Source organism: uncultured Methanofollis sp. (assembly GCF_937919355.1).
Classification (GTDB): domain Archaea; phylum Halobacteriota; class Methanomicrobia; order Methanomicrobiales; family Methanofollaceae; genus Methanofollis.
In genome coordinates this window covers 1-18851 of sequence record NZ_CALFSA010000086.1, presented here as the reverse complement: position 1 = coordinate 18851, position 18851 = coordinate 1, and the positions used below count along the sequence as shown (strand labels likewise).

General features: G+C 57.7%; 20 protein-coding genes and 1 tRNA gene. 3 read left to right on the top strand and 18 right to left on the bottom strand.

Annotated features, from left to right (window positions below; translation table 11 throughout):
- From Q0520_RS03960 to Q0520_RS03890, 15 genes are all read right to left on the bottom strand, one after another.
- Nucleotides 1–438, bottom strand: a 438-nt coding sequence (locus Q0520_RS03960) for a chemotaxis protein CheD (RefSeq protein ID WP_298666892.1), incomplete at its 3' end; no start/stop codon positions are given.
- Nucleotides 439–448: 10 nt separating this feature from the next.
- Nucleotides 449–1069, bottom strand: coding sequence for a chemotaxis protein CheC (locus tag Q0520_RS03955; RefSeq protein ID WP_298666889.1), 621 nt, complete (start codon nucleotides 1067–1069; stop codon nucleotides 449–451).
- 10 nt (nucleotides 1070–1079) lie between these two features.
- Complete coding sequence (locus Q0520_RS03950) at nucleotides 1080–3020, bottom strand: chemotaxis protein CheA (protein WP_298666886.1); 1941 nt, start codon at nucleotides 3018–3020, stop codon at nucleotides 1080–1082.
- Entirely contained in the window at nucleotides 3013–4047 is a 1035-nt protein-coding gene (cheB, locus tag Q0520_RS03945; RefSeq protein WP_298666883.1) for a chemotaxis-specific protein-glutamate methyltransferase CheB, read from the bottom strand. The genes Q0520_RS03950 and cheB overlap by 8 nt, the downstream gene beginning before the upstream one ends.
- A 2-nt stretch (nucleotides 4048–4049) precedes the next feature.
- On the bottom strand, nucleotides 4050–4412 hold the full coding sequence (locus tag Q0520_RS03940; RefSeq protein WP_298666881.1) for a response regulator: 363 nt from the start codon (nucleotides 4410–4412) through the stop codon (nucleotides 4050–4052).
- A gap of 76 nt (nucleotides 4413–4488) precedes the next feature.
- Nucleotides 4489–5286 (bottom strand): CheF family chemotaxis protein, encoded by a 798-nt coding sequence (locus Q0520_RS03935; protein WP_298666878.1) that lies wholly within the window; start codon nucleotides 5284–5286, stop codon nucleotides 4489–4491.
- Entirely contained in the window at nucleotides 5279–6484 is a 1206-nt protein-coding gene (locus Q0520_RS03930) for a hypothetical protein (protein WP_298666875.1), read from the bottom strand. Before Q0520_RS03930 ends, Q0520_RS03935 begins: the two co-directional genes overlap by 8 nt.
- 1 nt (nucleotide 6485) lies before the next feature.
- On the bottom strand, nucleotides 6486–8090 hold the full coding sequence (gene flaJ, locus Q0520_RS03925; RefSeq protein ID WP_298666872.1) for an archaellar assembly protein FlaJ: 1605 nt from the start codon (nucleotides 8088–8090) through the stop codon (nucleotides 6486–6488).
- A gap of 2 nt (nucleotides 8091–8092) precedes the next feature.
- Nucleotides 8093–9955 (bottom strand): type II/IV secretion system ATPase subunit, encoded by a 1863-nt coding sequence (locus Q0520_RS03920; protein ID WP_298666870.1) that lies wholly within the window; start codon nucleotides 9953–9955, stop codon nucleotides 8093–8095.
- 1 nt (nucleotide 9956) lies between these two features.
- Nucleotides 9957–10706: an ATPase domain-containing protein gene (locus Q0520_RS03915; protein WP_298666867.1), complete on the bottom strand. Its 750-nt coding sequence runs from the start codon at nucleotides 10704–10706 to the stop codon at nucleotides 9957–9959.
- Between the two features lie 4 nt (nucleotides 10707–10710).
- Nucleotides 10711–11187, bottom strand: a complete 477-nt coding sequence (locus Q0520_RS03910) for a hypothetical protein (RefSeq protein ID WP_298666864.1) — start codon at nucleotides 11185–11187, stop codon at nucleotides 10711–10713.
- 3 nt (nucleotides 11188–11190) lie between these two features.
- Nucleotides 11191–11676 carry a flagellin gene (locus Q0520_RS03905; protein ID WP_298666861.1) on the bottom strand — a complete coding sequence of 162 codons (486 nt, stop codon included), beginning with the start codon at nucleotides 11674–11676 and terminating at the stop codon, nucleotides 11191–11193.
- Between the two features lie 14 nt (nucleotides 11677–11690).
- A complete protein-coding gene (locus Q0520_RS03900; RefSeq protein WP_298666858.1) occupies nucleotides 11691–12473 on the bottom strand; it encodes a hypothetical protein in 783 nt (260 codons plus the stop codon).
- Between the two features lie 65 nt (nucleotides 12474–12538).
- Nucleotides 12539–13144 carry an archaellin/type IV pilin N-terminal domain-containing protein gene (locus tag Q0520_RS03895; RefSeq protein WP_298666855.1) on the bottom strand — a complete coding sequence of 202 codons (606 nt, stop codon included), beginning with the start codon at nucleotides 13142–13144 and terminating at the stop codon, nucleotides 12539–12541.
- Nucleotides 13145–13155: 11 nt separating this feature from the next.
- Complete coding sequence (locus Q0520_RS03890; protein ID WP_298666852.1) at nucleotides 13156–13710, bottom strand: flagellin; 555 nt, start codon at nucleotides 13708–13710, stop codon at nucleotides 13156–13158.
- Nucleotides 13711–13914: 204 nt separating this feature from the next.
- On the opposite strand from Q0520_RS03890, the gene Q0520_RS03885 reads away from it, so the two are divergent.
- Nucleotides 13915–14571: a hypothetical protein gene (locus Q0520_RS03885; RefSeq protein WP_298666849.1), complete on the top strand. Its 657-nt coding sequence runs from the start codon at nucleotides 13915–13917 to the stop codon at nucleotides 14569–14571.
- A 150-nt stretch (nucleotides 14572–14721) separates the two neighbouring features.
- On the opposite strand, the gene Q0520_RS03880 is transcribed toward Q0520_RS03885, so the two are convergent.
- Nucleotides 14722–14794: transfer RNA gene (locus tag Q0520_RS03880), tRNA-Thr, on the bottom strand.
- A 100-nt stretch (nucleotides 14795–14894) separates the two neighbouring features.
- A complete protein-coding gene (locus Q0520_RS03875; protein ID WP_298666847.1) occupies nucleotides 14895–15608 on the bottom strand; it encodes a sugar phosphate isomerase/epimerase in 714 nt (237 codons plus the stop codon).
- 100 nt (nucleotides 15609–15708) lie between these two features.
- On the opposite strand from Q0520_RS03875, the gene Q0520_RS03870 reads away from it, so the two are divergent.
- On the top strand, nucleotides 15709–16647 hold the full coding sequence (locus Q0520_RS03870; RefSeq protein ID WP_298666846.1) for a radical SAM protein: 939 nt from the start codon (nucleotides 15709–15711) through the stop codon (nucleotides 16645–16647).
- Here Q0520_RS03870 and Q0520_RS03865 read toward each other — a convergent pair.
- Entirely contained in the window at nucleotides 16642–17673 is a 1032-nt protein-coding gene (locus tag Q0520_RS03865) for a mechanosensitive ion channel family protein (protein WP_298666843.1), read from the bottom strand. The genes Q0520_RS03870 and Q0520_RS03865 overlap by 6 nt on opposite strands.
- A gap of 47 nt (nucleotides 17674–17720) precedes the next feature.
- Between Q0520_RS03865 and hypD the strand changes: the two genes are divergently transcribed.
- Nucleotides 17721–18749 carry a hydrogenase formation protein HypD gene (gene hypD / locus Q0520_RS03860; protein ID WP_298666841.1) on the top strand — a complete coding sequence of 343 codons (1029 nt, stop codon included), beginning with the start codon at nucleotides 17721–17723 and terminating at the stop codon, nucleotides 18747–18749.
- Nucleotides 18750–18851 lie beyond the last annotated feature (102 nt).

Sequence of the window (18851 nt, the reverse complement as noted above, 5' to 3'; positions counted from 1 at the left end):
CTGCGGGAAGTACAGCACCGACCGTCCCACTTTCCCGCCGACATCCTCGGATATAACCGGGATACGGTAGTCCTGGAGGGACATGTGAACGGCCTTGATGTTTCTGTCACCGATATTCAGGTTATTATCGTTGAACCCGAACATATTGGCTCCGCCCACCAGTTTTGCCGTGACCGAACCGCCTTTTGCCCCCTGTACTTCCATTTCATCGAGAAGAACGGCAACAGCCGTATCTGCAAACTTCCCCGGCCGGTCCCTGTGGCCTTTGCTTTCAGGCAGCATGACATGCGCCATGCCGCCGATAGAATGACGCTCGTTATGGAGGATCAGGGCGATACACGAACCAAGACCGATGGTGGTCATTGGTCCGCTCCCTACGCAGTAATCCCCGATCCCGATAACCCGTGCATTCACGCCGATAGGCTGAAATTCGACCATCAGAATCCTCTCAGGAAGACCGATTCGGTGAAGTCAGGGATTCCAGGAGTTTGACAAGGTCTGCGAGCAGTGTCTGGTCAGGGAAGAGGAGGAGAGTACCCTCGATCTCGTTCTGGCCGGTGTGGAGGTTCGTCCTGAAGATGACCACTTCGTCCGTCTCCTGCGCGACCTCTGCCAGTATCGACTGAATGCCTGCATGGGCCATATCCACACAGAGCGACGGCGGAGAGGGCAGCATGACGATGCCGAGGAGTTCGGCGGTTGCGTCCAGAAACGCCGAGACCATGATGTTGCCCACCTCGATCAGGGCGCTCTGGTCCATGTCGTTGATCTCCCGGTCCATGTCGTTCATGCCGAGCATCGTATTGGTCAGGCAGACCGCCGATTTCTGCGGCATGTAGAGGACGACATACCCCTGTCCATGGGTTTCTCCTGTGATCTGGAAGACAACGAGCGCACCACACTGGTCGTCGATGACCGAATAGAACTGTGAGATGTCAACGATGGAGACCGCTGGGACGTCCATCTCGATCTGGCTCATGAGCATCTGGGAGAGGGTTGTCGCTGCATGAGCGGCGCCGATATTCCCGAGTTCTCCCAGTGCATCAGTCTGTACTGCTGTTAATTGCATACTATGTGCCTCATACGATGGTATTCACGTCAAGGACCGGCACTACTTCGCCGTCACCGGGAATGGTGACGCCGCCGACACCGGGACAACTTCCGACAAGGGCACTGAGTGGTTTTACGACAACCTCCTGCTGCCCTTCCACGACATCGGCGACGATCCCGCATTTCTTTGAACGATACTGGAGGACGACAAGGACTTCGCCTGATCGAGAGGTGCCGAACATGTCGTCCAGAGTGTAGAGAGGAAGCACCTCGTCCCTGAGGAGGATCACCCGGCTGTTGCCGACCCGGTGGACCCCGTCATTCTTGAGCATCGCCACCTCGACGACATTCGAGATCGGGATTGCGCATCTCTTTCCATTGATCCTGATCATCATCACCTCGACGATGGCCATGGTGGGCGGCAGGACAAGTTCGAAACAGGTGCCCTTCCCGCGGACCGACTCGACCTTGATAGACCCTTTCAGGGCCTCGATCGCCGACCTGACAACATCGAGACCGACACCGCGGCCGCTGATATCGGTGATCGTATCGGCGGTCGAGAAGCCCGGGTTGAAGAGGACTTCGATGACCTGGTCGTCTGTCAGGGTCGCCGCCTCTTCGGCGGTGTACAGCCCCCGTGAAACGGCCTTCTGGCGGACCTTATCGTAGTTGACACCGGCACCGTCGTCCTCGATCCTGATGACGACATTGTCCCGGTCGCGCCTGGCCGAGAGGCGCACCAGGCCTTTTTCCGATTTCCCTGCCGCTTTTCTCTCCTCAGGAGATTCGACGCCGTGGTCGACGGCATTCCTGATCAGGTGAAGGAGGGGGTCGTTGAGGCCGTCCATGACACTCCGGTCAAGTTCGGTGTCGCCGCCCTCGATGATGAACTCGACATCCTTGTGGTCGTGCTGCGCCACGTCGCGGACAACACGCGGGAGGCGGTTGAAGATGTGGTCCAGCGGGATCATCCTGATGTGCATCATCAGGTTCTGCAGGTCGGCCACAGAACGGCCCACCATGTTCAGGGCCTCGTCGAACTCCTTGATCTGGTTCTTCTGGGCGATCTGCTTGAGACGCCCGCGGTTGATGACGAGGTCCTCGACAAGGTTCATCATCTGGTCGAGGAGGTGGATATCGACCCGGATATTCTTGATCTCGCGGGGACGGTCGTGGTGATCGCTTTTTGGGGGTGCCTCCTCGACCTTTTGCCGTGGTTTCGGTGCAGGCCTGGGAGACTCGTTCCCAACGGTAACGGTAACGCTGGCGATCTCGGTCCCGGAGGACGCCGCCCTGAGCGCATCGACACCTGCCTCGCTCTGGACAGTGACCTCGAAGTGGGCCTCGATCTTCCCGCTCTCGATCTCTTCACGGGAGGGTTTTGTGGATACGATCCGGCCGATCTCTTCGAGGTTGGAGAGGACGATCATCGCCCGGACATCTTTCATCGAACATTCGGGGGCCAGGTCTATCCCGACGACATAGGTATCTCCCGGACCGGTTTGAGAGGGGACGTCTTCAGCGCTGGCCTCTTCAGCGCTGTCGTCTCCGGTTTTGTCCCCGGTAGACGTGGCGTCACCACCTTCTTCGCCATGTGCCCAGGACTCAAGCGATGAGACAAGGTCGTCGATGGAACACCCGCTGTCATCGCCACCGTCTTCGATAATATCCAGGATATCATCGATCTGATCGGTACAGGCAAGGAAGAGGTCGGTGAGAGGTGCAGATACCTTCAACTTCTCATTCCTGATGAGGTCGAAAACGTCCTCCATTGAATGACAGATTTTTTCAAGTTTCAGGTAACCCATCGAGGCCGAGGCGCCTTTGATCGTATGGGCAGACCTGAAGATCTCATCGATTGTTTCCCGGTCCTCACACTCCTCAAGGGTCAGGAGGGCCTGAGAGATTGTATCGAGGTTCTCCCTCGATTCTGTGACAAATAATCCCCGGTACTCTTCCATATCAGACATTTCCTATCTCCATCGCTCGAACCGTCCTCAGTACCTCCCGGGGTATATCCGCAAGGGGGAGGACTTTATCGACGCTGTTTTTCTTCAATGCAGAGCGGGCCATCCCATAGACGAGACAGTCTTCCTCTTTGCACACGAATACCGAACCACCGGCGGCCTTGACATCGACTGCACCCTCACCGCAGTCGTTCCCCATCCCGCTCAGGACGACGGCGAGCGTATTGCGTCCGTAGGCCTTCGCGGCCGACGAGAAGGTCTTGTCAATCGCCGGGCGGACGGCGTGGACCGGCGGCGCCGTTGAGTGGACGATCTTCCCTCCACTCCTCCCGTCCTGCGTCAGTATCGAGGAGATCACGGAGTGGAACCCTGCCTTACAGACAATGACCTCGCCTTTTTTTATGAGATGGCCGTTCTCAGACTCGTGTACGGGAAGAGGGCATATCCGGTTGAAACGCTCGGCAAGGGCGGCCGTAAACCCTTCAGGCATATGCTGCGTGATGACGACGCCCGCCGTCATCTCCGGAGAGAGAGCGGAGAGGACACGGTCCAGTTGCTGGAGCCCTCCGGCCGACGAACCGAAGAGGACCACGTGGGTGGCAATCTCGTCCGAGACAGACATGACCTTCTGCGCCGGCCTGATCTCGATCAGATGCCTGATCTTCGCCACAAGTTCTTCTTGCAGGCCACGTACCCGGAAGATGTCCTGCGGCTTCAGCATGAAGTCGTCGGCGCCAAGGCTCAGGGCCAGGCGGGTGGACTCGGCGTCCTTCGAGGTGAGCGAACTGAGCATCAGGATCTTGGGGCGATACTCCGCACCTTTCAACCTCTTCAGGAGGTCGATCCCGCTGACCTTCGGCATCTCGATGTCGAGGGTCATGGCGTCCGGCCTCAGCTCGTCGATCATCCTGAGGGCCTCCTCGCCATCTGAAGCGGAGCCGACGATCTCTATCCCCGAGGCCGCACTGAGGATATCCTTCAGTATCGTCCTGATAAAGATTGAATCATCGACAATAAGCACCCGAATCATGATCAAGCCCCAAGGACGTTTTTCACCTCCTCAAGCACTTTCGGCGCCTGGAAGGGCTTGACGATATAGCCTTTCGCACCGCTCTTGACGGCCAGTTTCACCATCTGCTCCTGACCCACGGCCGTGCACATCACGACTTTTGCATTCGGATCGGCCGCGCGGATATTCTTCAATGCGTCAATGCCGTTCATCTTCGGCATAACAACATCCATCGTAACGAGATCAGGCTTCAGTTCCTGATATTTGGCAATGGCTTCTTCACCGTTTTCTGCCTCGCCAACAATGGTGTGCCCTCCGGAGAAGAGGATGTTCTTCAGGAGAGTTCGCATGAAGAGCGTGTCATCGACGATAAGGATTCTTCCCATAGTCTTCTCAGATTGTATTTGTGGAATTAAGTATATAAAGAATACGATTTTGTAAAAAGAGAGAAAAATTAATTATTTAAACTTTTGTGGCATCTGTGATGTACCTGACACCTTTTGTGGTAAGTTTTACCTCTCTCCGGACCATCACGACCTCTGCAAGGCCGAGGCGTATTAAGGTGTCATATATCCGGTCGATCTCTTTCAGGGATACCCCGAGCATATTCTCGATCGATGCCGTATCCATCCCGCTGTAGACAAGCATGGCGACCTGGGCGGACTTCGGGTCGAGGTCCCCCTCCATATCCATGCTCTTTGTGGCGTCCTTCAGGAAATTATGGAGGATCTGCAGGGTGGTGAGAGGACAGAGGACAAAACTGGTGACCACCTCGGTCCCCTCGATATGATCGATCTTCACGACATCCGTGTTCTTCCCCTGTACCTCGCGCTTGGTCAGTTCGATGGAGGCAACATCTGCAAGGGGTACACAGATCTGTTCAGTATTTGAGAAAAACCAGATCCCGGTCTTCAGGACATCGATACCTCCTTTTTCCCAGCGTGCATCCTTGACGAGTACCCCGCCCCTCACGGCAGGGGACATGAAGTAGGCGGCAAGACGGTAGGCATTACATGTCGCAAGGATATGCCTCTTCACGATACTCAACACTTTGTCGACAGATGCGATCTTTATCGGCTGGTTTTCCTGCTCCTTTGTGGTGATGCCGAGGACGCTGCCTTTTGCGTCAAGATCGAAGATCGACTTGCTCGGGATAGCAAAAGACTTCGGCCCGGTGACCCGGATCTCATCGGTCCCGAGAGTCAGTTTCGCATTTGCCCATTTTCCATCTATCTCGATTTTAACAGGAAGATCAGTCATTATGCTTCACCATTTTCTTAGGATTCTTCAAAACCTCCAGTGTTTTCTGAAGATCAGTAACAAGGTCGTCGGCAGAGACCTTCACATCTTTCATGTCGCGCAGGAGACTGTTATAGTCCTCCTTCCTCTGCTTCTTGGAATCTGACTTGAGGAGATCCATGAGCGCGTCGGAGTCCCCGCCGCCCATGGCAAACGCAAGCATGTTGTTTTCTTCTGGTTTTTCTTCTATTGCCTGTTCAGGGGGAACAGGAGGTTGAGGGACGGCCGGTTTGGCCAGCGCCGTCGCTCCGTCAGCACCGCCAGCACCACCGGCTGCACCTGTCGCCGGCGCCGCGGGGTCGGGAGAGAGACCGTCTACCTCTGCCGCCAGGTCGGTCTCGTCGGGAAGGTCGAGTCCGTCGAGGTCGAGATCATTGAGGCCGTCAAGTTCGCCTTTGAGTTCTTCGTCCAGTTCCCCGATGTCCCCGAGTTCGGAAAATTCTTCCAGCTCAGCCGAATTCGCCTCAAGGATCTCCGAGACCGCCGCATCGTCGGCAGGCGTCTCGGGGAGGTCTTTGTCAAGCGGGATATCGAGCGACGGCGAGTCCCCTGCCTCTTCCTCTGTCTCCATGCCATCGAGATTGAGGTTTTCAAGGTCCTCCATGCTGATATCAAGGAGAGGATCGGACGGGGCGGCGCTCTCCGCGGCGCTGGCAACCCCGGCCCCGGCGATAGGCGTGGCAGAGGGGGCGCTGGTCGGGTCTGGAACCGGGCCAGGTACAGAGTCCTGCCCCTTCACCGCCGAGTCGAGTTTCGCATCGATATCTTTGAAGACCTCCTCCCTGTGGAGGAGAGTGGTCTTCAAACGCTCAATGCTGGCATGGACCGCGGCCGGGAGGGTGCCGAAGACCGCACCGATCTTGCTTGATGACGCCGCCTTCTGCACGGCGGGTGCGACCGGAACCGGAGCATTGGCCGCCTCTTTTCTCTTCTCTCTCCAGGCCCTGACATTTTCCCTGATCACGGCAGGACGGAGGTCGGAGAGGTGGACGGCGCCGAGCAGGATGAGCATCATGCACCCTACAGCGACTGTCGCCCCGAGCAGGATTTCGATCGGGGGGTCATAGAGGATGAGGACAGAACCGGCACCCACAGTCGAGGAGAAGATCAGGAAACGCCTGATCTTAGGATTTATTTCTGGAAATTTCAAGGTCTTCATGTCAAACAGCTCCAAAGGTAGGGACCTGGAAGAACAATCTGATCACCGGGGGGACGACAAGGAACAAAAATCCCGTAAGGATGAAGAGAAGGGCGGAGAGGAAGTAGTACATATAGCGGTCGCCGCCCACCACGATCTTCCCGGCCAGGATATTCGAGAGTGTGATGATCAGGAGAATGGTCGTCACATAGGGCACCATCTTGTCGACAGGGAAGTTGATGAAGAGGTTCAGAGACCCCATCATAGACCCTGCAACAGTGTCCGGAGAATTGAGCGCTGCCGTACCATCGTCTCCAAGACTCTGCATGACGCTGGCGATCGCCTCCGACATCGTCTCCAGGATCTGGTACAGGGCGAGAAAGATCGCCACCATGGCCATATGCATCGGCACCAGGAGGACGATAAAACCGGTCGCCACCATGTCGCGTTTTCTCCTGAGCAGCACCTGGGAAAGCATCGAGGACCCGACAATCTTGCCAACGACACCGGGTGCGCCGCCCATCGCTACCGAGTCCCGGTAGATGTTCATGTACTTCGCAATGAGGTTCGTGCCGCACTCACCGATGAACTTCTCCCAGGTAACCGCCTCGTCGAGACCGAGGTTCAACTTCGTGTAGACCGAGTTGATAAGAGGTTCGAGGTTGACAAGGGATTTCCGGTCGATCTCGCGGATAGCCTCGACCATCGTCGTCCCCTTGCCCTCCATGATCGACCCGATGCCCCTGATGAAGGCGGGGAAGTCCTCGTCACGCAGGACGACATTGTGGTTGTCGATGTAGCCGATGATCCCGAGGGGTGCAAGGATGACACCGATCATGAGGAAGATCAGTCCTGCCTGCACACCGGTAAGGAGGAGGAGGAACACGCTTACCACAAGGATGATCAGCAGAGGCTTTTGCAGTTTGTCGATCATCGCCTGCTCCCTCGAACACCAGTGGTTCATCGAGCGGTCGAGCGTCTTCTCGTCGACAGGCACAGCCTTGTACATCAGGGCGATACCAAAACCCGAGGTGAGCAGTACCAGGGCATAGGAGGTATTGAGAGCCGCGTCGATGCCGTTCGGTGCATAGATCGCCACCGAGATCATGATGATGATCGCAACAAGCATCGAGGAGAAAAGGAGAGCGATATACGCGTCTCCCCACTTCTTCAGCATCTCGAAACCCTGTTCAAAGGTGTTCTGGTAGACGCTCCTCGCCGTGTTCAACTCCATGCTCAGGAACTCGCTGTCAGGCACGCCCGACTCGATGGCGTTGGCGTACCTGTTGAACATGCTCCTGAGCATATTGTTGGTGACCCGGTCGGCGATCATCCTGAGGCCTTCGGAGTAACTGTAATGCCAGCGGTTCACGAAGAAGACCACGCGCTGGACGTACTTCGTCGAGATGTACTCGTACCTCTTCGCCGTATACTCGAAGAGTTCGGGGCGGGAGACATTGGCCGTCATGGCCGAGGCCATGTAAGTCGTCATGAAGAGGAGGTCCCCTTCCATCATCTTGTTCTCAGAGACTTCGGCCGCTTTCTGCTGGACCGACTCGGCAAGGTCTGAGAAGGGGATCTCCCCCCCATTCACCTTCAGAACCTTCTCCTTGATCTCCTCGAACATACTCAGACCTCGATATTCAGGAGACCCTGCTTCTTGATCTTCGAGATCATGTGGAAGAGGTCCCAGAACTTCGTGCACCCGGCGGCGTTCAGCCTGCGCAGGATGTTGGCCCTCTTCTCGACCTCGAAGTAGATCTCGCTCCTCTTGCTCTCCGGGATGCCGAGCATCGTTGCGATCTTGTTTTCGAGGAGGTAACTGCTCCCTTTCCCGCAGAAGACGTGCTCGTCGGTGACCGGGTCCCAGTGGAACATCTCGACGAAGGAGAAACCCTGGGTCTGGGGGTCGTAGCCGACGAGTTCGTTGATGCTGAGCATCCGCCGCACCGTGCCTCCGCCCGGACGACGGACGGCACTCTGGATGATGACGATGTTCAGGTTATCGACGTGCGTCTTCGGGATGAGGATCGGGTCACCGCAGAGACGCTGGATCAGTTTCTCGACAGACGCGGCGTGGAAAGTGCTCATGACAGGGTGGCCGGTCTGCATGGCGGAGAAGGCGACGCTCCCCTCGACACCACGGATCTCACCGACCAGGATCTGGTTCGGGCGCTGACGGAGGGCGGCCTTCAGGAGGTCGAACATCGTTACATCGGCACCGTCGCCCTCGCCCTTGCCCTTCGCCTTGGCGACTTCCCGCGTCCAGTTCCGGTGCGGGACAGTCAGTTCAGGGGTATCCTCGATGGTGACGATCTTGTTCTCCGGCGGGAGGAAGGTGGTGAGAGCGTTGAGGCTCGTCGTCTTGCCGCTGGCCGTCTCGCCGCTCACGAACATGGACATGCCGAACTCCAGGCAGATCCAGAGGTAGGCGGCGGCCGTGTAGTCGCAGGTGTTGGAGTCGATGAGCTGAAGAATGGAGAGGGGGATCTCGTTCACCTTACGGATGGTGAAGTTGCTCCCGTGTTTGCTCACCTCCGTGCCGTAGACGATGTTGATACGGGAACCGTCCGGGAGGGTGGCGTCCACCACCGGGTTCCGGTAGGTGATCGGCCTCTTGATCCGCTCGGCCATCTTGATGACGAAGTTGTCGAGTTCGCGGGTTTCCGTGAACCCGATGACAGACTTGAGACCCCTGAGCATCTTGTGCTCGATGAAGATCGGGCCGACGCCGTCGCAGGTGATATCCTCGATATTGGGGTCTGAAAGGAAGGGTTTGAGGACACCCATCTCGATCTTGTCGCGGATCATCAGGTACTCGATGGCGCGGTATTCAGGGGGTGAGACGACGATCCGCCCGTCCAGGGTCTGGGGGATCCCGGCAAGGGCTTTCTCGTCGTCGTTTTTTTTCTTTGCCGAGAAGTCGGTGTTGAGGAACCCGACGATCCTGTCCTTGACCGATTTCTGGGCAGGAGTGTCCGCGCCAAGCAGGTCGATCTTCTCACCGGGTATCTGGGCGTACAGGATCTCCTTGATGAGGTTTTTCAGGACTGCAATACGCTCCTCTTCGGTCACGGGGTCCTTTTCCAGTGCGTCCAGGAGGTCGATGAGACGCTTCTCGACGACCGGCATCAGTCTGCTGACACTGTGGAGGAACGACGGTTCGATCGGGATGTAGTAGTTCCTGACGTCCTCGGGGTCGAGGAGGATGTGGATGAAGGTGTCTTCGCCCACAGGGTAGATGATGTTGAGGTTCTCGATCTTCCTGACATCCTTTGTCAGTTCTGAGAAGAAGAGGGGGATGCCGTAGGTGTTCACCGGGAAGATGTTGAGGTACTCGAGGAGGTGGGGGCACTGCTTGACATAGTCCCGTGCATTTGCCGGGAGCATCCGGTAGAGGGCCGACGACTCAAGGTCATGATAGCATCCGCTCAGGTCTTCGTTGGGCTCCGTCTTGAAGGGAAGCTGGACCGAGAGAGATAGGCCGCTCATATCAGACCTTTGCGTAGGTCATCGGGATGATCTTCATGCCGTACCCGGGGTGGACCTCGAAACTGATGATGTTCCCTGTCGTCTTCTGCGCACCCCGCACCTTCACCACTTCGAGCATCATGACGTACTTGTCGCCGACGAGCGCCTTTTTCATGAAGAGGTGAGCGTCGCAGATCGACCTGATGCGCACCAGGGTGTCGGCCTCGAAGGCGTAGGTGTGCAGGGTGACCAGGATGGTCTTGCCGTGGTCGACGAGGTTCTTGCAGTTCGTGAAAAAGGTGAGGATCATGTCGGTCGAGGCGTACTCGGTGAAAAGTGTCAGGGAGTCGATGACGGCGACCTGCGCCTTGCTCCTCTGGATCTGGGAGATGAGTGCCTGGAGGATGCCCTGCATGTCCTCCTTTTTCCACTCGAAACCCACGGTATGAAGGGGGTAGATCCGCATGTAGCCCCAGGCGAAGTAGTCGGAGATGTCGAGACTCATCGATTCCATCTGGGTGATGAAACTCTTGGTGGTGTTCTCGGTCGTGAAGAGGTCGACGTCGAGGCCCTGCTTCATGGCACCCCAGATGATCTGCTGTGTCAGGACGCTCTTGCCAGTATCATTCTCGCCTTCGATGAGGGTGAGGGACTCGAGGGGGAGGCCATCTGCAATCTTCTTGTCGAGTTCGGTGTTGCCGGTCGAGAGGATCTTCTTGTCCTCGCCGCCAAGGAGGTCGCCAAGGGATTTGTCTGATTTTTCTTCTGCCATGCTATCACCTGAGATATGCGGAGGTCGAGACGCCGTTTGGCGTCGTTACCTGGGCCCAGTCGGGCTGGGTGCCCCCGTACTGGACTGAAATATTCATCCTTTCATTGGGGTCGAGTTCATTGGGGTGGATGGTGTCGGGCTGGATCGAGACCCGCGACCAGGTCCCGGCACCGCCTGCCGCGTTGTAGGGGTAGTAGACCGGGGTCGTGCTCTCGACGGCGGTGAAGACTGCCATCCGGTCGAAGTCCAGGACCGGTTCGTTGCCGGTGTTCTCCACTTCAAGGTAGACAGTCCCGGCATCAAAGGCGTGGCCGACGATCGCGATGGAGGTGTGGAGGCGGGACTCCTGGACCTGGACCTGGTCCTTGTGTGCAGTGGCGACCACATCGGCGGTGACGAGAATGCCGCCGATGATCGCGTATGCCACGACCACAAGGAGGACGATGGAGACCGCAGCTGTGACCAGTGACCCCGCACCCATGGTTCATGCACCTGCCGTGAACTCTGTCGACCTCACCGTCCCGCCGGGCAGCACGATCTGGAAGTAGACCGGGTCGCCGGCAACTGTGGGGAGGAGGTTGCAGTCGTCTATGTTGATCTGGATCGTCTCTCCGGGTCTCCAGTACACCCCGTCACCGTCAAGAGTGTTATATGTCCAGCCCGTGGAATAGGAGATCCGGTTAAAATCACCCTGTTTGCCTATGAAGATATCAGCTGAAGATATTTCGTTTACTGCGATCCGGGTCGAGCCGAGATTTTTGATCCAGATATCCGCACTATGGTTCGAGGCCGAGACATAGGCATTGATGATCTTGACATCAGTCCGGATCTGCTGGTCAACGGCATGAGATGCAGAGCCGGCGGTATCAGAAATGGTATAGATTATGGGGAAGATCGCATTGACGAGCACTCCGGCTGCTATTACAGCACCGATGAGCAATATAGCAGTCGTAATGGTTTCGCTCGACATCCATCATATCCTTTTCAGATCCTTTCCAGCGACTTCACCCAGTCGTCGCCGGTGTCCTTCCCTGCCTCTTCCGTCTTTTCGCCTTCGGCTTTTGGACGCTTCCGGTCCATCAGCACCTCGATCATGTCCCGGTCCAGGGTGGTGTCGTTCGGGTCGAGGATGCGGTTTAAGACGTAAAGTTCAGAGACAAATTCTTCGGCCTTGATCTCGTCGGCCTCGCCGAGGGAGGCGGGCATGAGCCGTGCGATCTCCTTGACCTGGGAGACTTCTTCGGGGGAGAGGTAGCCCATCGAGGCATAGGAGTCAAGCATCATCTCAAGGCGGTCGTAGCCGTACTTCTTGACGGCCTTGCCGGTCCACTCAAAGAGGCGGTGGACTTTCTGGAGGCGGAGTTTCTCCTGCCGGGGTTGCTGGACCGCGGCCTGGGTGGCGGCAAGGTGCGCATGCAGGCTGGAAAGGAGGTTCTCGTCCACTTTCAGGGCGGCGAGGTCGTCCTCCTTCCCTTTCGCCTTCTGTTTCTGGGCAGGGGTTTCGGGTACGTCCTCCTCTTCTTCCTCAACGTCCTCTTCCTCGGCGGCCTCTTCTTCCTTCGCCGCAGGTGCTGACCCTATAGCACTTGCCGCGAAGGTGAAGGGGTTCTCCATCTCGTTCATTCGCTCCCTGATGTCGATGAGGAGTTTCTTGACCGAGGTCTTGACGAGGTCGACCTCTCGCTCAAGGTTTGCGAGTTTGACCTCGGGGTCGTCAGCCGACGCGGCTCCAAGGATCTGGTCAACCTGTGCCTGATTTACCGTCATTCCACGTCACCATTCCCTTTCTCAGAGTATGACCTCAAAAAAAAGGGGGTTAGTAGATAGTATCCTCACTCGAAGAGGAGGGTAACGTTGTCGACCTGCGGCGGGACGTACCTCTTGAGCTGGAGGGTTGAACCGACTGCAGGCTTGAGCTCGATATTGAACTGGTCACCGGAGATTGCGGATGCACCGGCCGGGATCGAGGCGTTGATCAGGAACTGTTCGCCCTTCTGGACGAGGGTGTCGTTGTTCCCGTTGAGGATCGTCTCGACAGACCACTCACCGGCACCAGGGATGTCAGGGGTAATCTTACCGGTTGCTCTGTCTACAGATGTGCTCCGGTCGATGACATGCTGTCCGCCCTTGTCGGTGTAGGTCATCAGGACGTCACCGATATCGTAGGCGCTGCCACCGGCGGTGGTCGCCACGGTGAAGAGGACGTTCGTCAGTTCTTTGTGGTCAGCGCTGCCGAGGCCGACGACGTTGCCGACGACTTCGACACTGGAACTGGCCTGTGCCACACTGGTGTGGACAACTGCCTGGCTCTTCTGGGTGGTGAAGAACCCGGCGCCGAGCATTACATACGAGAAGACCGCTGCGACCACAACGAATGCAATGAGCACGATTGCAGCCTCAAGGCCGGTGAATGCTTCTTCCTGCCTGAATGATCTCATTTCTTCTCACCTCAGAATACTTCGTAGAATCTCCCATCTTCAATCCGCGTGGGCGCAGTCTTCGACATGGAGAGTGCGGCGCCAACGGACGGCTTCACATCAATGGTGAAGACCTGCTTCGGGCTGACGGTAATGTCGGACAGGGGGACGTTGACCTTGACCAGCTCGCCGGCTTCAAGGAGGGAGTCCGGCGTGGACTCGGCGTTGTAGTATGTGTACGTCACCGAGGTGCTGTTCAGCAGCTTGAAGCCGTTGTTCGTAGTGATCGCATACGCGGTCCTGTTGAGGTCAACGGGCGTGCCGCCGGAGGTCAGCTGGAGGTAAAAAGTCGCATTGGACAGTTTATCGCCGGCGTCACCTTCGACAATGACGCTACCCGCAAGGTCGACCGACGAGCTCGTCTGGGAGGTCGCCGTGTGCACGACTTCCTGGCTCTTCTGCGAGGTGAAGAAACCAGCGCCGAGCATCATGTACGAGAACACTGCGGCCACGACGACGAAGGCGATCAATACGATCGCTGCCTCGAGACCGGTAAATGCCTCATCATTCTTTTCGAATTTTCTCATAACTTCACCCTGATTGATTCAGTGAACGCTGGACCGTTCTTCCAACATTCCTACACTATTGATTTGTGTATACGCATATATATGTTTCGATTTCAGACAGAATCGAATTTGTGACTTTATATCCTAAACTCAGCATAATGAGGGAGGATACACAAAAAAAGTATTATCTTCCCAGAGGGGTACCATCTTCAGGAAGATGATAGAATGGAAAGGGAAGATATCCTCAGTCTTGCCGCCGGATTGGTCATTGTCATCGTCATTGCGCTCTTTGTCAAGCCGATGATCGCGGCGGCCCCGGAAGACCAGACTCTTCAGGGCAACACCCTCGCGCAGGTGACATCCACACCCACCCCTGCGGCCCTCACCCCGGCGCCTGTGCCGGGATGGAACGGACAGGTCCACGAGGTCGGGTTCGTCGACCCGGCGACATATCACCTGAAGATCACGGACGACCAGGTGCAGTGGAGCGGGATCCCTGACGATGATACCGGCAGGGACACCATGGTCCCCTATGCCACAATCCGCGGCACGGGGAGCGGGACGACGGAGACCATCCATGTCCCGATGCCCTACTGGCAACTGCGCTATGATGTCGACCCGTACAACACCAACTTCGGGTACCTCAATGTCCAGGTGATGGACGCCGACGACCCAAACAGGTTTGTCAGGATCGTCACTCTCAATCGCGCAGACCTCATCCCCGCAGAGAATGCAACTGCAGAGTGGAAGAACGAGAACTGGGAAGAGACCTTCTATGAAGGGCAGAGAGACTACTGGTTTGTGGTCAACACCCAGTGTGTCAAGTCGTACACCCTCACCATCATGGTGCCGGAGAAGTACGTCCCGGGAGATCTCCAGTAACAGAGTTCTCCCCCAAAAATCTCTTCTCCCCGTAAGGGGATTTTCATGTATGCACATATCGGCCGGAGAGTGGCGCAGGGCGATCCGGGGCATGCACTCTTTTCCCGGCATACTGAGAAAATGAGCAGGGGACTTGAACAAAAGTAGGAGAGCCTCAGCCGAGATTTGAACTCGGGACCTTGTCCTTACCAAGGACACGCTCTACCAGCTGAGCCACTGAGGCATGGATGCATTACAATATAGGATATATCCAGTATAAAAGAGTGTTGATGGTTCCAGATCCGGGATCAAATAATAAAATAAGTATATTCTCAGGATATACCTTACAAATAAGGACTTAGTGCGGAAATACTTGATTTGACTGCGTCGATCCCCTCGACCTCAATGACGGGGACGAGACTGTTCTCTCTGACCGCCGCCATCACCGCCGCAAAATCAATGGTGCCCGCCCCGACTGCGGAATGTGTGTCCTCTTTGCCGTCATTGTCGTGGATGTGGATGTGGTTGATCGGCACCTGCAGGAAGGCGGGGAGACACCCCTTGATATGGGCGTGGCCGACGTCGAGGGCGAAGCCCGCACCGCCGTCGGGGAGGGGGAGTTCGTCCGGCGTCTGGAGGAAGAAAAATTCCCAGGCCATGTTCTCCACCGCATACCTGACCGACCGCTCTTCCGCCGCGGCCGAGAGTTCGGCAAGGGAGCGGGCAAACTGCCTCTGCGCCCTCTCCCGGTCTGCCACCCAGGCAAAGTACCCCGGATGGATCACGACGTCGGCGTCCACCTCGGCGGCGATGGCGAAGCAGTCATCGATCACCCTGACACTCGCCTCCCTGATCGGTTCGAGAGTGCTTGCGATATTGACGCTCCGGGAGGGAGCATGGATGGAGTACTTCAGGTCATAGGAGAGGAGGGGGTCGGCACTCTCGATAGAGTGGCAACCGTCATCCATCACCTCGACATAGTCGGTCAGTCCGGCGATCTGGTCGAGGGCATCGGGGAGAGGGAGGGAGTGGAGTGCGTAGGTGGAGACGCCGTACATGGGAGAGCATTGTGTGGAGGGCCATAAAACGCTTCCCGCCCCCTGCGGCGACAGGTGGTTTCTTGCCCCTCCGCACCCATACTCCCCGGGTGATTCTGCAATGTCCTATCGTCATCTCTTCGGCCCGGTCCCGTCACGGCGACTCGGGATATCCCTCGGCATCGACCTGGTGCCCCTGAAGACCTGTTCCTACAACTGCGTCTACTGCGAGTGCGGGCCGACGACGGCGCTCACCACAGAGAGGAAGGAGTACGTCCCGACAGGGGACGTGATCGCGGAACTCAGGTCCTATCTCTCGACCTCGCCCCGCCTCGACTATGTCACCTTTGCCGGGTCTGGGGAACCGACCCTCCACACTGGGATCGGCGAGATCATCAGGACGGTCAAATCAGAATTTCCCGCATACCGCGTCGCCGTCCTCACGAACGGCAGCCTCCTCCCCGACCCTGCAGTGCGGCGCGCCCTCCTCGACGCTGACCTCGTCGTCCCGACACTGAACGCCGTCTCCGACACACCCTTCTGGAAGATCTGCAGGCCGCACCGGAGTCTCTCCGCAGAGGCCCATATCGACGGCCTCGTTACCTTCCGCAATGAATTTCGCGGGGAGATCTGGCTCGAAGTCTTCATCGTGCCGGGCGTGAACGACGACGACGCCGAGATCGGAAAGATCGCCGCCGCCGTGCGGGAGATCAGGCCCGACCGCGTCCAGTTAAACACCCTCGACCGCCCCGGCGCCGCCGCCTGGGTGCGGCCTGCCGACCGCCCGACCCTCGACCACATCGCCTCCCTGATCACGGCGGCGCCTGTCGATATCGTCGGCGACCTCCCGTCACGCGCGGAGATCGACAGTTTTCACCAGGAGAGCGCCGACACCATCCTCGCCCTCGTCAGGCGGCGCCCCTGCACCCTCGACGACCTGACGCACGCCACCGGCATGCACAGGAACGAGGTCGGGAAGTACCTCCAGTACCTCCTGGAGAACCATCTCGTCGAAGCAAAAAGAGAGGGAAGAGGGATATTCTTCCTCTCAGTCTCATGACTTTTTGATGTGCACGTCCATCTGGGGGAAGGGGATCTCGATCCCTTCCTCCCTGAAGCGCTCGTCTATCCTTGTGTTGATGAAGTCCTGCACGTCCCAGGCCATATTGAAGGCCTTCGCCCAGACGACGAGGGTGAAGTTCAGGCTCGATTCCGCAAATTCAAGGAAATAGACAGTCGGTGCGGGGTCGTTGAGCACGTACTCCGATCTCTCGACCGCTTCATGCGCGATCTCGAGCAGGATCTCCTTCACCCTCGTGACGTCCGAACCATAGGCGACAGAGACCGGGATCTTGATCTTCAGGCGCACCTCAGGGAGGGCGTAGTTGACGATCACCGAGTTCGCGATCTTGGTGTTCGGGATGGTCAGGAGCTGGTAGTCGAGGGTCTGGATGCGGGTGCTCCGCGGGCCGACACTGATGACGTCCCCGAGAAAGGTGTCGATCTTGATCCGGTCACCCACCTTGAAGGGCTTGTCCATCACGATCAGCGCCCCACCGAAGAAGTTGGAGAGGATGTCCTGCGCTGCAAGGGCCACGGCGACCCCGGCGATGCCGGCGCCGGCAAGGAGAGGCGTGATGTCGATGTCGAGTGTGCTCAGGATGAGCAGGAAGGCGACGAACCAGATGCCGTACTTCACCGCGATCTCCAGGGCGTCGATGATCCGGTCGTCCACCTCGCTCTCTGTCCGCGAGGCCATCCACCGCCCGTACAGGTGGACGAAGTTATACGAGAAACTCGACGCCACCCATGCCCCGATGATGATGTAGAAGGCACTGAGGTACTTCGAGTCGAGGATGTACTCGTACTTCGGCGGTATGATGCCCGACGAGACGACGGCGAGGTATGCGGTGATGACAAGGACGGTGATGATGAGGGGTTTTCCTGTCGCCGCAATCAGGATGTCGTCGATCTTCGACTCCGTCTTTTCCGCACGTTTGACCAACCAGTGATAGATCCAGTACAGGGCTACCGATCCGATGAGCCCCGCAAAAATGAGAAGAACAGCGTAGAGGGGGTCACCCATGATGGGTACACTTATGCAGGGGGAAACGTATTAATTATGAGGATTCCATGGCAACAGGAGACGAACTGAAGGCTGCGCTCCACGAGATCGTGGACCGCAACTACACGTTTATGCACATCTGCGGCACGCACGAGGCTGCCATCGCCAGATCCGGTCTGCGCAGCGTCCTCCCCGAGGGGCTGCACATCGTGATGGGACCGGGCTGTCCTGTCTGCATCACGCCGCAAGGGGAAATCGACGCCGCCCTTGAGTTTGTCGAGAAAGGGTGCATCGTCGCCACCTACGGCGACCTCCTCCGGGTCCCGGGCACGAAGGGCTCTCTTGAGTCCTGCGGCGGGGACGTGCGCGTGGTGCAGGGGGTCCACAAGGCCGTCGAGATCGCGAAGAAGACCGACAAGGAGGTCGTCTTCATCTCGGTCGGTTTCGAGACGACTGTCCCGACGGTGGCCGCCACTCTCCTCTCCCACCCGCCCGAGAACTTTTCGATCCTTTCCTGCCACCGTCTCGTCCCGCCGGCGATGAAATGGCTCCTTGAACAGGGCGAAGCCTCTCTCGACGGTTTCCTCCTCCCGGGCCACGTCTGCGTGGTGTCGGGGTATGAGGAGTACGAGCAGTTCCCGGTGCCGCAGGTGGTCGCCGGGTTCGAACCGGAGGACATCCTCCTTGGCCTTCTCATGCTCGTGAAGCAGGTGAAGGAGGGGAGGCACGAGGTCGAGAACGCCTACCCGCGCGCTGTCTGCCGCGAGGGGAACCCGAAGGCGAAGGCGCTCATCTCCGAGGTCTTCGACACCGTCGATGTCGAGTGGCGGGGCTTCCCGGTGATCCCGAAGTCGGGCCTCGCCCTGAAAGACGAGTTCGCACACTACGATGCCAGAAAGAAGTTCGGTATCGAGATCAAGCACGTCGAGAAGGTCTCGGGTTGCATCTGCGACCGCGTCCTCCGCGGGATCGCGCAACCAACAGACTGCAAACTCTTCGGGAAGGTCTGCACCCCGAGGACGCCGGTCGGTCCCTGCATGGTCAGCCATGAGGGCGCCTGCAAGATCTGGAACCTCTATCATGTCCGTCATCTCTGATGGCGGCGCAATCATTTTTTATACCCGTCTGACCAACATATACAGGCTGTCCCGGTAGGGTAGTGGATATCCTGAAAGCCTCCGGAGCTTTCGACCCGGGTT

Excerpts from the sequence above, each read along its gene's own strand:
- flaJ (WP_298666872.1), bottom strand. The coding sequence starts at position 8,090 with ATGTTCGAGGAGATCAAGGAGAAGGTTCTGAAGGTGAATGGGGGGGAG.
- Q0520_RS03875 (WP_298666847.1), bottom strand. The coding sequence starts at position 15,608 with ATGTACGGCGTCTCCACCTACGCACTCCACTCCCTCCCTCTCCCCGAT.
- Q0520_RS03940 (WP_298666881.1), bottom strand. The coding sequence starts at position 4,412 with ATGGGAAGAATCCTTATCGTCGATGACACGCTCTTCATGCGAACTCTC.
- Q0520_RS03900 (WP_298666858.1), bottom strand. The coding sequence starts at position 12,473 with ATGACGGTAAATCAGGCACAGGTTGACCAGATCCTTGGAGCCGCGTCG.
- Q0520_RS03895 (WP_298666855.1), bottom strand. The coding sequence starts at position 13,144 with ATGAGATCATTCAGGCAGGAAGAAGCATTCACCGGCCTTGAGGCTGCA.
- Q0520_RS03915 (WP_298666867.1), bottom strand. The coding sequence starts at position 10,706 with ATGGCAGAAGAAAAATCAGACAAATCCCTTGGCGACCTCCTTGGCGGC.
- Q0520_RS03920 (WP_298666870.1), bottom strand. The coding sequence starts at position 9,955 with ATGAGCGGCCTATCTCTCTCGGTCCAGCTTCCCTTCAAGACGGAGCCC.
- Q0520_RS03950 (WP_298666886.1), bottom strand. The coding sequence starts at position 3,020 with ATGTCTGATATGGAAGAGTACCGGGGATTATTTGTCACAGAATCGAGG.
- Q0520_RS03935 (WP_298666878.1), bottom strand. The coding sequence starts at position 5,286 with ATGACTGATCTTCCTGTTAAAATCGAGATAGATGGAAAATGGGCAAAT.
- hypD (WP_298666841.1), top strand. The coding sequence starts at position 17,721 with ATGGCAACAGGAGACGAACTGAAGGCTGCGCTCCACGAGATCGTGGAC.
- Q0520_RS03870 (WP_298666846.1), top strand. The coding sequence starts at position 15,709 with ATGTCCTATCGTCATCTCTTCGGCCCGGTCCCGTCACGGCGACTCGGG.
- Q0520_RS03930 (WP_298666875.1), bottom strand. The coding sequence starts at position 6,484 with ATGAAGACCTTGAAATTTCCAGAAATAAATCCTAAGATCAGGCGTTTC.
- Q0520_RS03885 (WP_298666849.1), top strand. The coding sequence starts at position 13,915 with ATGGAAAGGGAAGATATCCTCAGTCTTGCCGCCGGATTGGTCATTGTC.
- Q0520_RS03890 (WP_298666852.1), bottom strand. The coding sequence starts at position 13,710 with ATGAGAAAATTCGAAAAGAATGATGAGGCATTTACCGGTCTCGAGGCA.
- cheB (WP_298666883.1), bottom strand. The coding sequence starts at position 4,047 with ATGATTCGGGTGCTTATTGTCGATGATTCAATCTTTATCAGGACGATA.
- Q0520_RS03905 (WP_298666861.1), bottom strand. The coding sequence starts at position 11,676 with ATGTCGAGCGAAACCATTACGACTGCTATATTGCTCATCGGTGCTGTA.
- Q0520_RS03910 (WP_298666864.1), bottom strand. The coding sequence starts at position 11,187 with ATGGGTGCGGGGTCACTGGTCACAGCTGCGGTCTCCATCGTCCTCCTT.
- Q0520_RS03865 (WP_298666843.1), bottom strand. The coding sequence starts at position 17,673 with ATGGGTGACCCCCTCTACGCTGTTCTTCTCATTTTTGCGGGGCTCATC.
- Q0520_RS03955 (WP_298666889.1), bottom strand. The coding sequence starts at position 1,069 with ATGCAATTAACAGCAGTACAGACTGATGCACTGGGAGAACTCGGGAAT.